This window comes from Haemophilus sp. HMSC71H05, from assembly GCF_001838635.1.
Classification (GTDB): domain Bacteria; phylum Pseudomonadota; class Gammaproteobacteria; order Enterobacterales; family Pasteurellaceae; genus Haemophilus_D; species Haemophilus_D parainfluenzae_R.
The window spans coordinates 180,569-200,697 of sequence record NZ_KV838037.1 but is presented as its reverse complement, the minus strand read 5'-3'; the positions used below and the strand labels follow the sequence as shown (position 1 = coordinate 200,697).

The 20,129-nt window shown below is 39.4% G+C and carries 21 protein-coding genes; 3 read left to right on the top strand and 18 right to left on the bottom strand.

Annotated elements, in window-relative coordinates; translation table 11 throughout:
• Window positions 1-9: 9 nt before the first annotated feature.
• Window positions 10-2,178, bottom strand: coding sequence for a heavy metal translocating P-type ATPase (locus tag HMPREF3279_RS07240; protein ID WP_070868738.1), 2,169 nt, complete (start codon window positions 2,176-2,178; stop codon window positions 10-12).
• Window positions 2,165-2,374: a heavy-metal-associated domain-containing protein gene (locus HMPREF3279_RS07235; RefSeq protein WP_070868737.1), complete on the bottom strand. Its 210-nt coding sequence runs from the start codon at window positions 2,372-2,374 to the stop codon at window positions 2,165-2,167. The genes HMPREF3279_RS07240 and HMPREF3279_RS07235 overlap by 14 nt, the downstream gene beginning before the upstream one ends.
• An 80-nt stretch (window positions 2,375-2,454) precedes the next feature.
• Here HMPREF3279_RS07235 and cueR point away from each other — a divergent pair, with 80 nt between their 5' ends.
• Window positions 2,455-2,841 carry a Cu(I)-responsive transcriptional regulator gene (gene cueR, locus HMPREF3279_RS07230; protein WP_070868736.1) on the top strand — a complete coding sequence of 129 codons (387 nt, stop codon included), beginning with the start codon at window positions 2,455-2,457 and terminating at the stop codon, window positions 2,839-2,841.
• A gap of 2 nt (window positions 2,842-2,843) precedes the next feature.
• Here cueR and metJ read toward each other — a convergent pair whose 3' ends face one another.
• On the bottom strand, window positions 2,844-3,161 hold the full coding sequence (gene metJ / locus HMPREF3279_RS07225; protein WP_005696757.1) for a met regulon transcriptional regulator MetJ: 318 nt from the start codon (window positions 3,159-3,161) through the stop codon (window positions 2,844-2,846).
• A 227-nt stretch (window positions 3,162-3,388) separates the two neighbouring features.
• Here metJ and aqpZ point away from each other — a divergent pair, with 227 nt between their 5' ends.
• A complete protein-coding gene (gene aqpZ / locus HMPREF3279_RS07220) occupies window positions 3,389-4,078 on the top strand; it encodes an aquaporin Z (RefSeq protein WP_070868735.1) in 690 nt (229 codons plus the stop codon).
• A gap of 114 nt (window positions 4,079-4,192) precedes the next feature.
• Here aqpZ and galU read toward each other — a convergent pair whose 3' ends face one another.
• The 8 genes from galU to HMPREF3279_RS07180 form a co-directional block, all read right to left on the bottom strand.
• Window positions 4,193-5,080, bottom strand: coding sequence for a UTP--glucose-1-phosphate uridylyltransferase GalU (galU, locus tag HMPREF3279_RS07215; RefSeq protein ID WP_070868734.1), 888 nt, complete (start codon window positions 5,078-5,080; stop codon window positions 4,193-4,195).
• A 225-nt stretch (window positions 5,081-5,305) separates the two neighbouring features.
• Entirely contained in the window at window positions 5,306-5,497 is a 192-nt protein-coding gene (gene csrA / locus HMPREF3279_RS07210; RefSeq protein ID WP_049363188.1) for a carbon storage regulator CsrA, read from the bottom strand.
• 78 nt (window positions 5,498-5,575) lie between these two features.
• A complete protein-coding gene (alaS, locus tag HMPREF3279_RS07205) occupies window positions 5,576-8,200 on the bottom strand; it encodes an alanine--tRNA ligase (RefSeq protein WP_070868733.1) in 2,625 nt (874 codons plus the stop codon).
• A gap of 187 nt (window positions 8,201-8,387) precedes the next feature.
• Complete coding sequence (gene uspA, locus HMPREF3279_RS07200; protein WP_005698692.1) at window positions 8,388-8,813, bottom strand: universal stress protein UspA; 426 nt, start codon at window positions 8,811-8,813, stop codon at window positions 8,388-8,390.
• A gap of 103 nt (window positions 8,814-8,916) precedes the next feature.
• Window positions 8,917-10,209 (bottom strand): Xaa-Pro aminopeptidase, encoded by a 1,293-nt coding sequence (pepP, locus tag HMPREF3279_RS07195; RefSeq protein WP_070868732.1) that lies wholly within the window; start codon window positions 10,207-10,209, stop codon window positions 8,917-8,919.
• A gap of 12 nt (window positions 10,210-10,221) precedes the next feature.
• Window positions 10,222-10,770 (bottom strand): YecA/YgfB family protein, encoded by a 549-nt coding sequence (locus tag HMPREF3279_RS07190; protein ID WP_070868727.1) that lies wholly within the window; start codon window positions 10,768-10,770, stop codon window positions 10,222-10,224.
• Between the two features lie 111 nt (window positions 10,771-10,881).
• Window positions 10,882-12,528 carry a chaperonin GroEL gene (groL, locus tag HMPREF3279_RS07185; protein ID WP_049373182.1) on the bottom strand — a complete coding sequence of 549 codons (1,647 nt, stop codon included), beginning with the start codon at window positions 12,526-12,528 and terminating at the stop codon, window positions 10,882-10,884.
• A gap of 22 nt (window positions 12,529-12,550) precedes the next feature.
• Complete coding sequence (locus tag HMPREF3279_RS07180; protein WP_005629492.1) at window positions 12,551-12,841, bottom strand: co-chaperone GroES; 291 nt, start codon at window positions 12,839-12,841, stop codon at window positions 12,551-12,553.
• A 221-nt stretch (window positions 12,842-13,062) separates the two neighbouring features.
• Between HMPREF3279_RS07180 and aspA the strand changes: the two genes are divergently transcribed.
• Window positions 13,063-14,481, top strand: coding sequence for an aspartate ammonia-lyase (aspA, locus tag HMPREF3279_RS07175; RefSeq protein ID WP_005696766.1), 1,419 nt, complete (start codon window positions 13,063-13,065; stop codon window positions 14,479-14,481).
• Window positions 14,482-14,548: 67 nt separating this feature from the next.
• Here aspA and HMPREF3279_RS07170 read toward each other — a convergent pair whose 3' ends face one another.
• From HMPREF3279_RS07170 to HMPREF3279_RS07140, 7 genes are all read right to left on the bottom strand, one after another.
• Window positions 14,549-15,148 (bottom strand): DJ-1/PfpI family protein, encoded by a 600-nt coding sequence (locus HMPREF3279_RS07170; RefSeq protein ID WP_049373181.1) that lies wholly within the window; start codon window positions 15,146-15,148, stop codon window positions 14,549-14,551.
• Between the two features lie 36 nt (window positions 15,149-15,184).
• Window positions 15,185-15,787 (bottom strand): ribonuclease HII, encoded by a 603-nt coding sequence (gene rnhB / locus HMPREF3279_RS07165; protein ID WP_070868718.1) that lies wholly within the window; start codon window positions 15,785-15,787, stop codon window positions 15,185-15,187.
• On the bottom strand, window positions 15,780-16,949 hold the full coding sequence (lpxB, locus tag HMPREF3279_RS07160) for a lipid-A-disaccharide synthase (protein WP_070868712.1): 1,170 nt from the start codon (window positions 16,947-16,949) through the stop codon (window positions 15,780-15,782). The genes rnhB and lpxB overlap by 8 nt, the downstream gene beginning before the upstream one ends.
• A gap of 93 nt (window positions 16,950-17,042) precedes the next feature.
• Window positions 17,043-17,831: an acyl-ACP--UDP-N-acetylglucosamine O-acyltransferase gene (gene lpxA, locus HMPREF3279_RS07155; RefSeq protein WP_049363211.1), complete on the bottom strand. Its 789-nt coding sequence runs from the start codon at window positions 17,829-17,831 to the stop codon at window positions 17,043-17,045.
• Window positions 17,832-17,854: 23 nt separating this feature from the next.
• On the bottom strand, window positions 17,855-18,304 hold the full coding sequence (fabZ, locus tag HMPREF3279_RS07150; protein ID WP_083327179.1) for a 3-hydroxyacyl-ACP dehydratase FabZ: 450 nt from the start codon (window positions 18,302-18,304) through the stop codon (window positions 17,855-17,857).
• A gap of 96 nt (window positions 18,305-18,400) precedes the next feature.
• Window positions 18,401-19,426 carry a UDP-3-O-(3-hydroxymyristoyl)glucosamine N-acyltransferase gene (lpxD, locus tag HMPREF3279_RS07145; RefSeq protein ID WP_070868709.1) on the bottom strand — a complete coding sequence of 342 codons (1,026 nt, stop codon included), beginning with the start codon at window positions 19,424-19,426 and terminating at the stop codon, window positions 18,401-18,403.
• 12 nt (window positions 19,427-19,438) lie between these two features.
• Complete coding sequence (locus tag HMPREF3279_RS07140) at window positions 19,439-20,047, bottom strand: OmpH/Skp family outer membrane protein (protein WP_070868707.1); 609 nt, start codon at window positions 20,045-20,047, stop codon at window positions 19,439-19,441.
• Window positions 20,048-20,129: the final 82 nt, after the last annotated feature.

The window sequence follows — 20,129 nt, the reverse complement described above, 5'->3', positions numbered from 1 at the left end:
CCTTTTTTCTTATTTAATTTTCACTCGTTTTAATCGCAATGCATTGGATAGCACCGAAAGTGAACTCATCGCCATGGCTGCCCCCGCCAAAACAGGGCTTAAGTAGCCTAATGCTGCAAGTGGAATACCTAACACATTATAAATCAAAGCAAAGAATAAATTTTGTTTGATATTCTTTAATGTTGCTCGGGAAATCATTAATCCATCAACTAACTGATCAACCGAATGTTGCATAAGCGTCGCCGATGCAGTTTGTTCTGCAACATCAGAACCCGATTTCATCGCAAAACTTACGTTAGCCATCGCTAATGCAGGTGCATCATTCACACCATCACCAACCATTGCCACCACTTTACCTTGCTGACGTAATGTTTCAATATAGGCAGCTTTATCACGTGGACTACAATTACCTCGTGCGGTTTTCACACCGACTTGTTGAGCAACATAATCAACAACAGATTGCTGATCGCCACTCATTATCACCACATCAATATTATGTTGGTGTAAGCGTTGAATCGCTTGCAAACTATCCTCTTTTAGACTGTCTGCTAGCGCAAATGCACCGATTGGACTGTTATCTACAGATACCGCAACAACACTCGCGATTTGCCAAATTTGAGGCATATTATCTGGTAAGGTTAATTCACAATAAGTCAGTTTACCGACTTTAACCAAACCAACTCCTTCAATGTGAGCAGATATACCCTGCCCCACTTCTGAATGAACCGAAAGTGCGGTCGGAATTTCAAGTGATTTTTCCTGTGCAGCCAGGACTATCGCTTTAGCTAAAGGATGATTGGCATTTTGCTCAACGGAAGCCGCAATGCGATATAAATCTTCCTCAGAATAGACCGCACTTTGTGGTTGCCAAACAGCGGCAATTTTGAGTTCTCCTTGAGTTATCGTTCCTGTTTTATCTAATACCACCGTATCCACATGCGCTGCCTCTTCCATGGATGCTGCATCTTTAAACCAAATCCCTGCATTGACTGCTTTCCCCATTCCCACCATTATGGCAGCAGGTGTAGCAAGTCCTAACGCACAAGGACAAGCGATAACTAACACGGCAACCGCATGAATTAAAGCGGTAACCCAATCACCTTTTATCCACCAGGTTAATCCAAATGTCATTACGGAAATCAATAACACGGTAGGCACAAATACAGCTGAAACTTTGTCAGCAAAACGAGCAATCGGTGCTTTTGTACCTTGCGCCTCTGAGAGCGCTTTCATCATATCGCCCAATAGCGTTTGCTGTCCGAGTTGATTAGCTCGATAAATAAGACTACCTTGTGTCACCATTGCCCCTGCAAGCACAGGGCTTTGAGACATTTTTTCTAATGGGTGAGATTCACCGGTTAAATGACTCTCATCGCACCAACCACTCCCCTGTTCAACTACGCCATCAGCTGCAATACGTTCACCTTGATTAGCTCGTAAAATATCGCCTATTTTTACTTGATCGAGAGGAATCGTTTCCCAACGATTTTCACGTTGAACACTGACTTGTTTTGGGGTGAGTTGTAATAATAGCCCTAAACTGTTTAAGCTTTGTTTCTTCGTTCTTTCCTCAAGAAATTTCCCAAGGCTGACGAAACCGATGACCATCACCGATACTTCAAAATAGACATGAGATGCGCCATCATGCCCGATTGACTGATAATAAAACAGCATAAAGACCGAATAGAGATAAATCACCAACGTACCAGTACTTACCAGTACATCCATATTGGCCAAACCACCTCGAATACTACCAATCGCACCTTTATAAAAAGGAATGGCTAACCAAAGTTGCACAATGCTCGCAAGAACAAATTGCCACATTGGTGGCATCATCCAAGAATGATGATTAAACATCATCCCGATCATTCCGATTAAAAAAGGAATGTTAATGAACAAAAGCAACCATAAACGCGGACTAATCTTCGTTTCATTAGGTGCGCTAGGCAGCACATTTTGCTTTAGAATGCCATTAAATCCCGCTTTTTGAATAATTGTCAAAATATCTTGTTCTGAAGCCTGAGATGAATCAAATACTACGTGCGCTTCCTCTGCCGCAAAATTCACGCCCGCGTCAGAGACAAAATCATTTCGATTCAACACCTTTTCAATCCGGTTAGCACAGGATTGACAGGTCATTCCCTCGATTTGAATGGCTATTTTTTTATTCTGTTGCATCAAAACCTGCTTCTTCAATTGTTTCAATTAATTGTGGAATACTAACCGCACTTTCATCAAAGGTAACCACTGCTTTACCATCATCAAGTGTTACTACGGCTTTTTCTACGCCATTAAGTTCTTCTAACACTCTTGTGACGCTTTTCACACAACCACCACAAGTCATTCCTGTTACATGTAATGTAATTGATTTCATATTTACTCCTTAATTATTGATATAGATTGAAATTGAGTTTACTATAAACCTTAACATAAGGTTAAGGTCAAGGATTTTTTATGAACATCAGTGAAGTGGCAAAATTAGTCGGTTTATCAAGTAAACAAATTCGGGATTATGAAAAGTCCGGCTTATTAAAACCAGCACAGCGAAGCCTTTCCGGTTATCGCCATTATGAAGAAAAGGATTTAGAACGACTACGTTTTATTCGTCACTCTCGAGATGTTGGGTTTCCACTCCAACAAATTCACCAACTTTTGCAATTACAGGATAATCCCAATCGTAGTAGCCGAGAAGTTAAAGCACTTACGACGCAGCATATTAAAACATTGAATGAGCAAATTCATCACTTGCAAAAAATGGTAGAGGAATTGGAACGATGGCATAACGCTTGTCAGGGCAATGATTACCCTGAATGCAGTATTTTGGAAGGATTAAAAGGATAAAATTAATATTCCCAGCTTTCAGGATCGATGCCTAAATCACGCATGATCTCTTTGGCATTTTCAGGAATCTCATCATGGCGTTCCTTCATTAAATCTGCATCAGTCGGTAATGGCTGCCCCGTAAAAGCATGCAAAAATGCCTCACAAAGCAATTCACTATTTGTTGCATGGCGCAAACTTTTCAGCTGACGACGCGTGCGCTCATTCGTCAAAATTTCCAATACTTTAATTGGAATAGACACTGTAATTTTTTTGACTTGCTCGCTCTTTTTGCCATGCTCTGCATAAGGGCTAATATATTTGCCATCCCAGTTTGCCATAATGCACCTTAAATAACCTGATAATTTATCCGTATTTTAATGAAAAATAAGCAAAATGACAATCTAGACGGCTAAAAGTATAGCATGCTATTTCCCTTACATTCACTTACAAACATTTACAATAATTTGCAGAACTAAAAACCATTACCTTTGACTAAATGCCTGTTGCATTCGCAATACATTATTGTTATTTGAAGATAACGACATGTTTAATATTGAGGTCTATTATGTCAAAAAAACTTTTTGCTGAATTCTTCGGCACATTTTGGTTAGTGTTTGGTGGTTGTGGTAGTGCAATCTTTGCCGCTTCCGTCAACCTAGGTATCGGTTATGTAGGCGTTGCATTTGCGTTTGGTTTAACCGTATTAACCATGGCTTATGCTGTAGGTCACATTTCTGGTGGTCACTTTAACCCAGCTGTAACACTTGGTTTAGTGGCAGGCGGTCGTTTCTCTGCGAAAGATGCTCTTCCATACATCGTTTCTCAAGTAGTTGGTGGTTTAGTAGCGGGTGCTGCACTTTATCTTATCGCATCAGGTAAAGCGAGCTTTGATGTGACTGCAGGTTTTGCATCTAATGGCTACGGCGAACACTCTCCTGAAGGTTATTCTTTAGAAGCGGTATTCGTAGCAGAAGTATTATTGACTGCATTCTTCTTATTAATCATCATGGGTTCAACTCATAAAAATGCAGCTGCAGGTTTTGCGCCAATCGCAATTGGTTTAGGTTTAACGTTAATCCACTTAATCAGCATTCCTGTATCAAATACCTCAGTAAACCCGGCGCGTAGTACTGCAGTTGCGGTATTCCAAGGTTCTTGGGCAATCGACCAATTATGGTTATTCTGGGTTGCGCCAATTATCGGTGGTATTTTAGGTGGTATTATCTACCGCACTTTATTAGCGAAAAATAACTAAGATTTCGTTTCATAGAAAAAGAAGAAGGCATCACCACAATGCCTTCTTTTTCATCTTTTATATTGTGTAATCCAAATATATAAATAAAAACCACCTTTCGGTGGTTTCAGTCAATTATAAGGTTTTTGCAAGATCTTTTAGGAAAGCTTTAAACTCTTTCCCTAATTTATCATGACGAAGACCATATTCTACAAAAGCTTCCATATAGCCAATCTTGTCACCACAGTCAAAGCTTCTGCCTGTCATATGGAACGCTTCAACGGTCTCTTTCTCAATAAGCATATCGATCGCATCCGTTAATTGGATTTCATCACCCACGCCAACAGGTGTTTTTTCTAATAAATCCCAAATCGCAGCAGAGAACACATAACGACCTACAACGGCAAGATTTGATGGAGCCTCTTCCACAGATGGTTTTTCAACAATGCTGTTAATTTTAACGCTATCGCCACCTTTCAATTCTATGCCACCACAATCCGCAATACCATAACTACTCACTTCATCAGCAGCAACAGGCGCTACCATAATTTGGCTTGCTTGTGTTTCTTTAAAACGTTTGATCATCGCGGAAAGATTTTCTTTCTTTTGATTTGCCGTAAAATCCGCTAAAAGCACATCAGGCAACACCACTGCAAACGGCTCGTTTCCAACGACAGGACGACCACATAACACCGCATGCCCCAAGCCTTTCGCATTCCCTTGACGAACATGCATGATCGTTACATCTTTAGGACAAATAGAACGAACCTCTTCCAAAAGTTGACGTTTAACACGTTTCTCAAGCATTGTTTCCAACTCAAAAGACGTATCAAAGTGGTTTTCAATCGCATTTTTAGAAGAATGTGTAACTAACACGATTTCTTTAATTCCTGCTGCAACACACTCATTCACAACATATTGAATAAGTGGTTTATCCACAAGCGTTAACATTTCTTTTGGAATCGCTTTTGTTGCTGGCAACATACGGGTGCCTAGACCAGCTACGGGAATAATTGCTTTCATTGATTTTCCTTTTTGTTTAAATATCCAATGACCACACTTCTGTAACACAAAAGTGCGGTCATTATTTATTAAATTTTGATAGATTTAAGTTGGAAAAGTTCCTTCTCTACCTTTATAACTCAAATTCCGTTATTTTTAAAATCTTGCAAACCAATGGGTTTAATTTTTTGAAAAACGTTAATTAAATTATAAATAGAATGTAAAACATTCATAAAACTCGTTGGTCTAAGATGCCCCATCTATATGTTCATCTTTTGACTGCAGAATTCGTTGGTAAATTTCCTCTCGGTGAACGGATACTTCTTTAGGCGCTTGCACACCGAGTTTGACTTGGTTTCCACGTACACTCAAAACCGTGATAGAAATATCGTCTCCAATGAGAACACTTTCGCCAACTTTTCGAGTTAAGATTAACATCTTTTATCTCCTTAGTTTGCATTTATTAGATATCCCTATCAATCAAGTAAAGATCGGCATCCCACCGACCTGCTTGTACTACAGATTATTGCTTAACCAGTTTTGTGCGACAGTTAATGCTAGATTCACATTTTCTGGTTGGGAGCCTCCTGCCATTGCCATATCAGGGCGACCACCGCCTTTCCCACCAACTTGCTGAGCCATTAAATTCACTAGCTCACCAGCCTTCACTTTAGTAGTTAAATCGCTTGTTACGCCAACGACGAGGTTGACTTTATCATCTAAAATAGATGCAAATACAATTACGCCTGAACCAAGTTGATTTTTTAAATCATCAACCATCACACGTAACGATTTAGTTTCAATTCCGTCTAGTTGATGTACGATTACAGAAACATTATTAATTTTAACCGCACTTTTCACTAAATCGGACCCTGCTTGCATTGCGGCTTTTTCTTTTAATCCTTGTAATTCTTTTTCCGCTTTCTTCGCTTTATCTTGAAGTTGCTGAATTTTCTCAACAAGGGTATTAACGTCAGATTTAAATAAATCTGCACTTTGAGTAAGAATACGTTGTTGGTTATGTAACCAATTAATTGCATTTTCACCCGTTACCGCTTCAATACGACGAATACCTGCTGCAACTGCAGTTTCCGCCACAATTTTAAATAAACCGATATCACCGGTACGTTTAGCATGAATGCCACCACAAAGTTCAACAGAGAAATCTCCCATTGTTAAAACACGTACCACATCAGCATATTTTTCACCGAATAACGCCATTGCACCTTTCGCTTTTGCCGCTTCGATATCCATTACGTCCGTTTGAACTACAAAATTCTCACGCACTTTTTGGTTTACCAACGTTTCAATTTCATTAAGCTGTGCTTTGGTAATCGCTTCCGGATGAGCAAAGTCAAAACGTAATGCAGTATCAGACACTAACGATCCTTTTTGCACTACATGGTGACCTAAAACTTGACGCAATGCGGCGTGTAATAAGTGTGTTGCAGAATGGTTAAGTGACGTTTGATGACGTCTTGCTGCATCCACAACCGCATTGACTGTTTGTCCGACTTTTAAACTGCCTTGTTCTAACTCACCAATATGACCGAATACTTGACCATATTTTTGAGTATCTTTTACATTAAACTGAATACCTGGAGAGGTTAAATAACCACTGTCACCAATTTGGCCACCCGATTCCGCATAGAATGGCGTGTTTTCTAAAATGACGACAGCACTCTGGCCTACAGTAATACTGTCTACTGATTTCCCATCATGGAAAAGTGCGGTCACTTTGGATAAAGATTCTGATTCAGTATAACCTTCAAATTTCGTTTCACCTTCTACACGAATAACATTGTTGTAATCCATGCCGAATTGGCTTGCAGATTGTGCGCGTAAACGTTGTGCTTCCATTTCACGCTCAAAACCTGCTTCATCAATTGCGATATCACGCTCACGACATACGTCTGCAGTTAAATCAAGTGGGAAGCCATAAGTATCATAAAGTTTAAAGGCAACTTCACCTGATAACACACCATCTTTCACTTGAGCAAGCGCATCGTCTAATAAGCTTAATCCGCGCTCTAATGTGCGAGCAAATTGTTCTTCTTCTAAACGAAGTAATTTTTCAACATTGGCTTGTTTTTCTTTAACTTCTTTGCCTGCTTCCGCCATAACTTCAATTAAAGTCGGCACAAGTTTATAGAAGAAGGCTTCTTTTGCCCCTAACAAGTGGCCATGACGTACTGCACGACGAATAATACGACGCAATACATAACCGCGACCTTCATTTGATGGAATCACGCCATCTGCAATTAAATATGCACAAGAACGAATGTGGTCTGCAATTACGCGTAATGATTTATTGGTTAAATCTGTTGTTCCTACGATTTCTGCTGTTTTTGCAATTAATTTTTGGAAAATATCGATCTCATAGTTAGAGTTTACATGCTGTAATACAGCAGAAATACGCTCTAAACCCATCCCCGTATCAACCGATGGACGTGGTAATTTTTCCATTGTGCCGTCTGCTTGACGGTTAAATTGCATGAACACCACGTTCCAAATTTCGATATAGCGATCGCCATCTTCTTCTGGAGAGCCTGGAGGACCTCCCCAAATGTGATCACCGTGATCGTAGAAAATTTCAGTACATGGGCCACAAGGACCGGTATCACCCATTGCCCAGAAGTTATCTGATGCATAAGGCGCACCTTTGTTATCACCGATACGAATAATACGCTCTGCTGGCACACCAACTTCTTTATGCCAAATATCATAAGCTTCATTATCGGTTTCATATACGGTTACCCATAATTTTTCTTTTGGTAAACCGAGCCATTGTGGAGAGGTTAAGAACTCCCACGCAAAATTAATCGCATCATGTTTGAAATAGTCACCAAAGCTGAAGTTACCGAGCATTTCAAAGAAAGTATGGTGACGCGCCGTATAACCGACATTTTCTAAGTCATTATGCTTACCACCTGCGCGCACACAACGTTGTGCAGTTGTCGCACGTGAGTAAGGACGTTTGTCCATACCAAGGAACACGTCTTTAAATTGGTTCATACCGGCATTGGTAAAAAGCAATGTCGGATCATTTTCAGGTACAAGTGAACTACTTGCGACAACCTGATGCCCCTTGCTATGGAAAAAATCAAGGAATGACTGTCTAATTTCTGCTGTTGTTTTCATTGATAAAACCTTGTGTCTCTATCTCGATCACGATTTGTAAAATAAGCTCACTATTCTTGCATATTTTGACCTAGAGAAAAAGGCTTTTTCACTGATCTTAAAAAAGAAAACCGCACTCTACTGCATTGATTGAGAAGTGCGGTTAAAATTTACGTTATTTTAATAGGACTAAAATAATTTTTGCTCACTATTCGTCGCGAAGTGGCACAACCAACATATCAATTTTAATGGTATTCATCACTTGACGTGTTGAAGACATTAATTTACTCCAAAAATCTTGGTGATGACCTGTCACTAGTAGATCTACATCATACTGATCAATAGCATCTGTCAAAACTTGACCTAAATCACCGCTACCGCTCAATTTTTCTTTTATTGGATAACCCGCATGTTCCGCTAAATTAATTAGCGCTTTTTGGGTTTCGCTCGAGATTCTATCTTGCATTGATGACATATTGACATCAATTAAACCAGTATAGAGATCCGAGAAGTTTACATCTACATGAATAATGGAAAGTTGCGCATCATTACGTTTTGCAATTCCCACGGCTTTTTTGAGTAGAAATTCACTTTCGTCAGAAAGATCTACCGCAACTAAAACGTGTTTGTACATAATCGACTCCTTACTGATTTGATCGGTCTTTTTTATCTAACAGTATATTAGCACCTTAACTGCACAAAAAACTTGCACTAGATCACAATTTTGAGAATTCTTCTCAATTTTTCATTAAATTTTCAATGTCATCGATTTCTTTTGGAGCCGCCGCTGTCAGATCTTTGTTGCCATATTCAGTCATCAACAAGTTATCTTCAATACGCACACCAATGCCTTTATATTGAGCTGGCACATCCGCCTCTTCTGAAATATAAATACCTGGCTCAACAGTAATGATCATTCCCACTTCAAGCGTGCGACTACGATCATCGTCATAGCGACCAACATCGTGCACATCTAAACCAAGCCAATGACCTAAACCATGCATATAAAATTGGCGATAAGCTTTTTCTTCGATCAACTTATCCACATCCCCTTTCAGAATGCCTAAATCCACCAAGCCTTGAGTTTTAATACGAATTACTTCGTCATTTGCCAGTTTAATTGAATTACCAGGCACTAATAGCTCAATCGCACGTTTTTGCGCTTTTAAGACTAATTCATAAATCTCACGTTGTGGCTGGGTAAATTTACCATTTACAGGGAACGTACGCGTGATATCGCCTGCATACATAGCAAACTCACAGCCTGCATCAATTAATACAAGATCGCCATCTTTTAATGGTTGATCATTTTCGGTGTAATGCAAAATACAGGCATTATCGCCCCCGGCAATAATGGAATTGTAAGACGGGAATCTTGCTCCGTGACGATTAAATTCATGCAGAATTTCGCTTTCAATTTCATATTCAAAACGATTTGGACGAGTCACTTGCATCGCTTTAATATGCCCGAACGCAGTAATCTGTCCCGCTTGCTGCATTAAGCGAATTTCATTCGGTGATTTGATTAAGCGCATTTCACTTAACATCGGCTGCCAATCAAAAACAGCGTAAAATTTCACTGCACTTTCGGCTAATAATTTATCCCCCCAAGGATGGCGATCTGCCACATGATAAAGTGCGGTCAATTTTTCCGTTAATTTTGGAAATTTGGCTTTAAAATCATCGATAGAATAGGCTTCATCGACATTGAGTTTTTGCGGTGCGCGTTCAACACCTAATCGGCGACCATTCCACGTTTCAAGCAAAGGATCTCGCGGACGAAGAAATACAACCGCCTTTTCTGCATCTTCCGTTTTAATCAATAACAATGCAGCATTTGGCTCATTAAAACCTGTTAAATACCAGAAGTAACTGTCTTGACGGAAAGGAAAATCGCAGTCGTTATTACGACGTTTTTCAATTTCGGAAAATAGCAACAAGGCAGAATTTGGCTGCATTTGTGCGAACACTTTTTGACGACGTTCAGTAAATTCCTCTTGCGGTAATGCCGCCATATATGCGAGATCCATGTTTCGCTCCTTTTAATGTAATATCGGTTTTATTTCTTGCGCATCATCGTTGAAATGGGTGTAAAACAGCATTGCAATGGTGCGAACATATTCAATGATTTCTTCTAGGGCTTCAGCAAGTTCTTCTTCGTCATCATTTTCCTCATAACCAAGCTGACAAATATCTTGTAAATCATCTACCGCTTCGCCAATTTCACCTTTTTCTTTATCCAACTCTGCTTGAACAAGACCTAAGCCCAGTAAAAATTGGTTTGCCCAGTCAGATAAACTGTCTGCACGGGCAAACACGCTCTCATCTTCTGTTAAGCCCAATTCAAAATCAAACCCTTCTACGTCCCCTAAGGTTTTACCTATCTGTTCATAGATTTCGGTAATTGGCTGAATTAATGCGGTTGGATAGGCGTGGTTATCGTTACTGAATTGATATAAAAGTGGTAACCAGCTTTGATCTTTCAGTCCACCACAAATTAAGCCACTCAAAAAACCATGTAATTCAGTTGCATTAATACCGATACCGGCAGATTTGAGTTGTTGATTAAGTTCAGTTTGGGAAATTGTCATTGTTATACCTATAAAATCATCGAAAACCATTAAAGTGTAGCACCACACAAATAAAAATGCGATCGCATTTCTATAAAGAAAAACGATCGCACTTTCTTTCGCAAAGGGGAATTACATCATTCCACCCATGCCTCCCATACCGCCCATTCCTGCAGCACCTAAATCGGCTTTATCATCTTTTGGAAGATCGGTCACCATACATTCTGTGGTAATCATTAAGCCCGCTACAGAAGCGGCGAATTGTAACGCAGAACGAGTGACTTTAGTTGGATCTAAAATACCCATTTCGATCATATCACCGTACTGTTCGGTTCCTGCGTTATAACCGAAGTTACCTTCTCCATTTTTAACCGCACTTGCTACAACAGATGCTTCTTCACCTGCGTTAGTGACGATTTGACGAAGTGGCGCTTCCATTGCACGTAATGCAAGTTTGATACCGACATCTTGTTCTTCGTTATCACCTTTTAAGGTTGCCGCTACTTTGGTTGCAGCACGAACTAATGCAACACCACCACCCGCAACGATACCTTCTTCAACCGCAGCACGTGTTGCGTGTAATGCATCATCCACACGATCTTTTTTCTCTTTCATTTCAACTTCAGTTGCTGCACCGACTTTGATTACAGCCACACCACCGGCAAGTTTAGCTACGCGCTCTTGAAGTTTTTCTTTGTCATAATCAGAAGTTGATTCTTCGATTTGCTGACGAATTTGAGCCACACGACCTTTAATTTGTGCATCATCCCCCACACCATCGATAATCGTGGTATTGTCTTTGTTGATGACAACACGTTTCGCTTGGCCTAAATCTTCTAATGTCGCTTTTTCAAGTTCCATACCGATTTCTTCAGAAATCACAGTACCAGCAGTTAAGATCGCAATATCTTGTAACATTGCTTTACGGCGATCACCAAAGCCTGGCGCTTTCACTGCTGCCACTTTTACGATACCGCGCATGGTGTTCACAACTAAAGTTGCAAGCGCTTCACCTTCAATATCTTCAGCGATAATTAATAATGGTTTACCCGCTTTTGCGACACCTTCTAATACTGGAAGTAATTCGCGAATGTTTGATACTTTTTTATCTACTAAAAGAATGTATGGGTTATCTAATTCAACAGTTGCCGTTTCTGGTTTGTTGATGAAATAAGGTGATAAGTAACCACGATCGAACTGCATCCCTTCTACAACCGCTAATTCATCGTCAAGACCTGTACCGTCTTCTACGGTGATCACGCCTTCTTTACCTACTTTTTCCATTGCTTGAGCAATTAATTGACCTACAATGCTGTCAGAGTTAGCAGAAATTGTACCAACTTGTTCAATCTCTTTAGAGGTTTCACAAGGTTTAGATAAATTTTTAAGCTCAGAAACAACCGCACTTACCGCTTTATCGATACCGCGTTTTAAATCCATTGGGTTCATGCCCGCAGCTACCGCTTTTAAGCCTTCATTTACGATAGCTTGAGCTAGAACTGTCGCAGTCGTTGTACCGTCACCTGCTGCATCATTGGCTTTAGAGGCAACCTCTTTCACCATTTGCGCACCCATATTTTCAAATTTATCTTCTAATTCAATTTCACGTGCGACAGATACACCATCTTTAGTGATGGTTGGTGCACCAAATGATTTATCTAAAATGACATTACGACCTTTAGGGCCAAGGGTCACCTTTACTGCATCTGCTAATACATTCACGCCTTTTAGCATTTTTACGCGTGCATCATTACCAAATTTTACGTCTTTTGCTGCCATTTTCTTTTTTCCTTAATTTAAATTATTCCACAATCGCCAAAATATCGTTTTCAGAAATGATTAACACTTCTTCACCATCGATTTTTTCACTTTTCACGCCATAACCATCATTGAAAATGACTGTATCGCCAACTTTTACATCTAAAGGCTGAACGGTACCATTTTCCAAAATACGACCTTTACCCACTGCCAATACTTTCGCACGGGTTGATTTAGTCGCCGCTGAACCGGTTAATACGATACCGCCAGCTGAACGAGTTTCTACTTCTTCACGTTTAATGATTACACGATCGTGTAAAGGACGAATATTCATGATTAATTTCCTTCTTATTAAAATAAAGTGTTTTAAATGTGGGGATAACTTTTTCGGTTTCAAGGGGATAAATAAAAAAATTTCACCCTAAAAAAATTTATGCGAGAAATGAAAATATCTCTTATACGTCTTATTTGAAATGTGATCCATGTCAAATTTATTTTCTATGTAAATTCCTATAATTACCTCAAATTAATTAACAACCAAAAAAGGTGATTAAAATGACTCAATACAGAAAAGAAGTGGATTTATTAGGTGAACGTGATGTGCCAGCTGATGCATACTGGGGTATCCATACCTTAAGAGCGGTTGAAAACTTCAATATTTCTAATGTAACCATTTCTGATGTACCGGAATTTGTTCGCGGCATGGTAATGGTTAAAAAAGCGACTGCCCTAGCGAATGGTGAATTAGGTGCTATTCCAAGTGATATTGCAAAAGCGATTGTAGCTGCTTGTGATGAAATTCTTACCACGGGGAAATGCTTAGATCAATTCCCATCTGATGTATATCAAGGTGGTGCGGGTACTTCTGTCAATATGAATACCAACGAAGTAGTTGCTAACCTCGCGCTTGAAAAAATTGGTCATAAAAAAGGTGAATATGATGTTATTAACCCAATGGACCACGTGAACGCTAGCCAATCTACCAACGATGCATATCCTACCGGTTTCCGTATTGCGGTATATAACAGCATTTTAAAACTTATCGACAAAATCCAATACTTACATGATGGTTTCGATAATAAAGCAAAAGAATTTGCTAAAATTTTAAAAATGGGTCGTACTCAATTACAAGATGCTGTACCTATGACGGTTGGTCAAGAGTTTAAAGCCTTTGCTGTATTACTTGAAGAAGAAGTACGTAACTTAAAACGCACCGCTGAGTTACTCCTTGAAGTCAACCTTGGTGCAACAGCAATCGGTACTGGTTTAAATACACCAAAAGGTTATACAGAATTAGTAGTAAAACACCTTGCTGAGGTAACTGGATTACCTTGCGTTCCTGCTGAAAACTTAATTGAAGCAACATCTGACTGTGGTGCTTATGTCATGGTTCATGGTGCATTAAAACGTACCGCAGTAAAACTATCTAAAGTATGTAACGACTTACGTTTACTCTCTTCTGGTCCACGTGCAGGTATTAAAGAAATTAACTTACCTGAATTACAAGCAGGTTCTTCTATCATGCCTGCAAAAGTAAACCCAGTTATTCCAGAAGTGGTGAACCAAGTATGCTTTAAAGTAATTGGTAACGATACTACCGTTACTTTCGCATCTGAAGCGGGTCAATTACAATTAAACGTAATGGAACCAGTGATTGGTCAAGCGATGTTTGAATCTATCGACATCTTAACCAATGCTTGCGTGAACTTACGCGATAAATGTGTAGACGGTATTACGGTAAACAAAGAAATTTGTGAAAACTATGTATTTAACTCAATCGGTATCGTGACTTACTTGAATCCATTTATCGGTCACCATAATGGCGACTTAGTGGGTAAAATCTGTGCTCAAACCGGTAAAGGCGTACGTGAAGTGGTATTAGAAAAAGGTTTATTAACAGCAGAACAATTGGATGACATTCTTTCTGTAGAAAACTTAATGAACCCAACTTACAAAGCAAAATTAAATAAATAATCTCGCTGAGGTATAAAAAGAGCGGTCAATTTTGACCGCTCTTTTGTTTAATCTAAAACTAAATCTATTATTTATATCCATAGATTCGAGCAAAATTATCTACACTAGGATCTTTTTGCCAATGATATTCGGTGTGGTTAGCGATGTCTTGAGCCAAGTCATTGCCGTAATAATCAGCAATAAACCCAAGCGCCATATCCATACCAGCAGAAACGCCTGATGAAGTGTAAAACTTGCCCTCTTTCACCCATCTTGCAACAGGTTCCCATTTTACAGCTTGACAACATTGTTTTACCCATTCAAAAGATTTTTTATTAGAAGTCGCTTTTAAACTATCTAATCTCCCCGTACAAGCCAATAATACTGAACCTGTACAAACACTGAGACAAACCTCTGACTCATCAATCCATTTACCAAGCTGATTAATAAATTGTTCATCGTTTACTAACTGACGAGTTCCCTGTCCTCCAACAACCAATAACACACTATGAGGTAATAAATGTTCTAGCTTTTCTGTTTCAATATAAAATCCTTGCTTACTACGAATTAATCCACCAACTTGGGATACATAGTGAAGCTTACCATTAGGGACTCTTGCTAAAAACTCAACAGGTCCCATTAAATCTAACGTTTCATAATCATCAAAGATAAGGCAATAAATATCCATTTTATATTATTCAATCTTAAAAATCTTTCAAGGTCACTACTCTTCTATGCCTAGCGCCTTCTTCACAGGTGAAAAACTTCGACGATACTCCGGTAAAGGCCCCAGTTCCGCTAACTTTTCTAAGTGTAATTTGGTCGGATATCCTTTATGTTGAGCAAAAGCATAGTCAGGATGTTTTTTATCTAACGCTTCCATTTCCTGATCGCGCGCGACTTTTGCCAAAATAGAGGCGGCGCTAATTTCAGCCACTAGTGAATCCCCTTTCACTACCGCTTGAGCAGGTAAATTAAGGTTAGGCGGAACACGATTGCCATCAACCAACACAAAGTGCGGTTGAATTTTTAAGGCTTTTACTGCTCGTTCCATAGCTAACATAGAGGCATGAAGAATATTTAGTTCATCGATCTCAGCTGGCTCTGCTCGTCCCATTGCCCAAGCTAAGGCTTTCTCTTTAATTTCTGCAGCCAGTGCAAGACGTTTTTTCTCGCTGAGCTTTTTAGAATCTGCCAGTCCAGTAATCGGATTATTCGGATCTAAGATCACTGCAGCCGTTACAACTGCTCCTACTAAAGGGCCACGTCCAACCTCATCCACCCCTGCAAATAATTGATAACCTTCAGGATAAACAAAATCAGTCATGTTTTTGCTCCAATAAATCAACCACAGCTTGTGCTGCTTGGCTATCCGCATCACATTGAATTAATTTATGCAGCTCTGTAAAACGTTGAATTAAAATACTGCGAGATTTGACCGCGCTTTCATCATCACCCAAATACTGAGCAAGTTGTTCTGCTAATTTTTGCGGTACGCAATCTTCCTGAATCATTTCTGGTACAAGCATTTCATTCGCTAATAAATTAGGTAATGAAATATATTTTGTTTTGACTAATCGTTTTGCCAAGAAATACGTGAACGGTTTCATTCGATAGCCCACCACCATTGGCGATTTACACAACATCGCCTCAAGTGCTGCGGTACCTGAAGCAAGTAAAGTTGCTTCGGCAGCAATCATCACTTGGCGAGCTTTACCATCAATTAAATGTATATCAAGATCAGGAGCAATCTGAGCCTTTATTTCCTCAAATTGCTGGCGACGTTTTTCATTCACCAAAGGAACTAAAAACTGCAAGTCTGGATATTTTTCTTTTAATAACAAAGCGGTCTTTAGAAATGGCTCTGTCAGAAACCCAACTTCACTACCTCGACTCCCCACTAAAATGGCAAGATAACGTCCTTTTTCATCAATACCTAAGGTCTGACAAGCTTCCGTTCTATTTGGTTTTAATGGAATCGCATCTGCCATAGTATGACCAATAAAACGGCAAGGCACATTGAAACGATCATAAAAGGCTTTTTCAAAAGGAAGAAAAGCTAATACTTGATGGGTTGCTTTAGCAATTTTATAAATACGATTTTGACGCCAAGCCCATACAGATGGGCTCACGTAATGAATGGTTTTAATCCCTTTTTCTTTTAATTTCAGTTCAACGGTAAGATTAAAATCCGGTGCATCAATACCGATAAATACATCCGGTTTAATAGTAGAAAGTTGCTCGATAATACTGCGACGAATTTTTAGCAATCGAGGCAAATGCTTGAGAACTTCTACTAGCCCCATGACAGAGAGCTCTTCCATATCAAAAAAGCTTTCAAAGCCTTGAGCAATCATTCGCTCTCCACCAATCCCGACAAATTTAGCTTGCGGATAGTGGCGTTTAAGCGCCTGAATGAGACCTGCGCCAAGAATATCACCAGAGACTTCGCCGGCAATGATCGCAATAGTCGGATTTTCTTTAATCATTAAATTTATCCTAAAAAACGACCGCACTTTGAACAAATCATAGTGCGGTCTCTTTGTTATTCATCATTTTCTCTTAACGAGAAAAAACGTTAATTAACGAATAATGCCACGAGTAGAACGTTTGAAGAACTCCACAAAGAAACTAATTGCAGATTCAGTTTGTGCAATTTGTTCAATTTCAGGCAATACTTCTTCAAGGGTTTTACCACTGCGGTAAATCATTTTATATACGTTACGAATCGCGTGCATGGTTGGTTTATCAAAACCACGACGTTTTAATCCTTCAAGGTTAACACCAAAAGGTTGTGCATGGTTACCTTGAGCCATTACATAAGGCGGCACATCTTGGCTAACCATAGAACCACCACCTAGCATAACGTGTGCTCCTACAATCACAAATTGGTGAATCGCAGACATCCCACCAACAATCACAAAATCATCTAATTCAACATGACCAGCAAGTGTTGCGTTATTTGCTAAGATACAGTTATTCTTGATTTGGCAATCATGCGCAACATGTACGTTTACCATGAGTAAATTGTTATTACCAATACGGGTGACACCACCACCTTGGATAGTGCCACGATGAATTGTCACATGCTCACGAATACGGTTTCCATTACCAATAATGGTTTTTGTTGCTTCGCCCTTATATTTTAAATCTTGGTTGACTTCACCAATGCTAGCGAATTGATAAATCTGGTTATCTTCACCAATCACGGTGTCACCTTTCACAACAATGTGAGAATTTAAAACAGTACGTGCTTTAATCTCAACACTTCCTTCAATAATACAAAAAGGACCGATAACAACGTCTTCGCCAATAACTGCGCCATCAGCAACAAGCGCGGTCGGGTGAATTTTTGCACTTGGGTGGATCATACTTACCCCTTAATTTTCTTTAATTATCGACGAGCACACATTAATTTGGCTTCACAAGCTACTTCACCGTTTACGGTTGCAATACCCGTGAATGCTGTAATACCACGACGTTCTTTAATCACTTGAACGTTCAATTCCATTTGATCTCCAGGTAATACTGGGCGTTTGAAACGCGCTTCATCAATACCGGCGAAATAGAATAATTCGCCACCTTTTAATTTATGGGTTTTAAATGCAAGTAATCCCATTGCTTGTGCCAAAGCTTCAAGAATTAACACACCAGGTAAAATCGGCTCACTCGGGAAATGACCAGTAAAGCAAGGTTCGTTTACACTGATATTTTTAATTGCTTTTAACCACTCACCTTCTTTGTAGTCCAACACGCGATCCACTAATAAAAATGGATAACGATGTGGCAATAAGGTCATAATTTCTTTTGCTTCAATTACTTTACTTACTTGATTCTCTGACACGTCTAATACCTTTAAAATAAATAATAATAAAACATTGGAATTATACGATATTTCTGTATAAAAATAAAACGCACCCTAGGGTACGTTTTAAAAATCTTAGCCAAGTTTTTTCTCAAGGGCTTTCAGTCGTTTATTCATACCATCAATCCCCAGGGTAAGTGTGGCTGTTTTTCGCCACTCTTTATTGGTTTGTAATGGGATACCCGATGAGTAAACGCCTGGTTCAGTAATTGGGCGCATTACCATCCCCATGCCTGTTACTGTGACTTTATCGCAGATTTCCATGTGGCCATTGATCACACTTGCTCCGCCAATTAAACAATAACGCCCCACTTTTAGGCTACCGGCCATAATGACACCGCCAGCTACTGCTGTACCTGTGCCGATATGAACGTTATGCGCAATTTGACAAAGGTTATCAATGATGACGTTATCTTCAATGACTGTCGCGTCTAAGGCGCCACGGTCAATACAAGTGCAAGCACCAATTTCGACATTATTACCAATGATCACTTGACCAACTTGTGGAATTTTCACCCAGCGACCACGATCATTTGCATAACCAAAACCATCACTACCAATCACAGCACCTGATTGAATTAAGCAATTTTGTCCAATTTCTACTTCATGATAAACGCTTACATTTGCCCAAAGCTGTGTACCTGCACCAATTTTGGTGAATTTACCTACAAAACAACCGGCGCCAATAATCACGTTATCGCCTAATACAACACCTTCTTCAATAACGGCATTTGCACCAATTGATACATTTTCACCAATTGAAGCTTTTTCAGAAATAACCGCACTTGGGTGGATATTTTGAGCCGCTTTCGGGGTAGTATCCATATATTGAGCTAATACTGCATAAGCAACATAAGGATCTTTAACGATAAGTAAATTACTTTCAGGTGAGCAAAATTCCACATCCGCTTCAGACACCACAAGAATACCTGCTTTAGATTCTGCTAATAAAGGGCGAAATTTTGCATTAGAAATGAACGTAAGCTGATTTGCTTCAGCTTTTGAAAGAGCAGCAATACCATTAACGACAACGTCGGCGTTACCGCGAAGGGTGCCGCCGACTTTTGTTGCTAATTCCTGTAAAGAATAGGATTTTTGCATTATGAGAACCTATTATTTTTTCTCTTCAGTTTTTGCTGGAGCGGCTTTCTCAGTTGCAGGAATAGATTTCAATACTTCTTCAGTAATATCTTTACCATCTACCGCAAATACGACAGAGTTTGCATCTAAAACATAAGTATAACCTTTAGCTTTAGCTAAATTATTAGTTGCAACTTGAATGCTTTCCAATAATTTTCCACGCTCTTCAGTTTGACGTTTTTCATTTAACTCTTGGAACTCAGCAACTTTTTTATCTTGCTCTTCCATTAATTTATTTAATGCTGCTTCTTCATCTGAACCAAATTTAGTGATTTCGTCTTGGCGTTTTTGAATTTCAGCTTGACGTAAACGAGGTGCATCTTTTTGTAAAGCGGCAATTTTTGCTTCTACTTTTTTACGAGATGCTACGATTTTATCATCAATTTCTTTTTTGCTTGCAGCAAGTTTATCTGCCATTGGTTTGAATTCTGCATCTAACTTATCTGCTACAGCTTGACGATCCGGGTGGTTTTGGAATAAGTAACCCGCGTTGATGAATGCGATATTTTCATCTGCAGCAGCAAAACCTGATGCAAGTGCAAGACCTAAAGAAAGTGCGGTAACTTTTACTACGTTTTTCATATTTGAATTTCCTTAAATTAGTTTAGTAAATTTATCTGTGTCAGCTAACTCACTGACACAGAACGAAGATTTTGACTTAAAT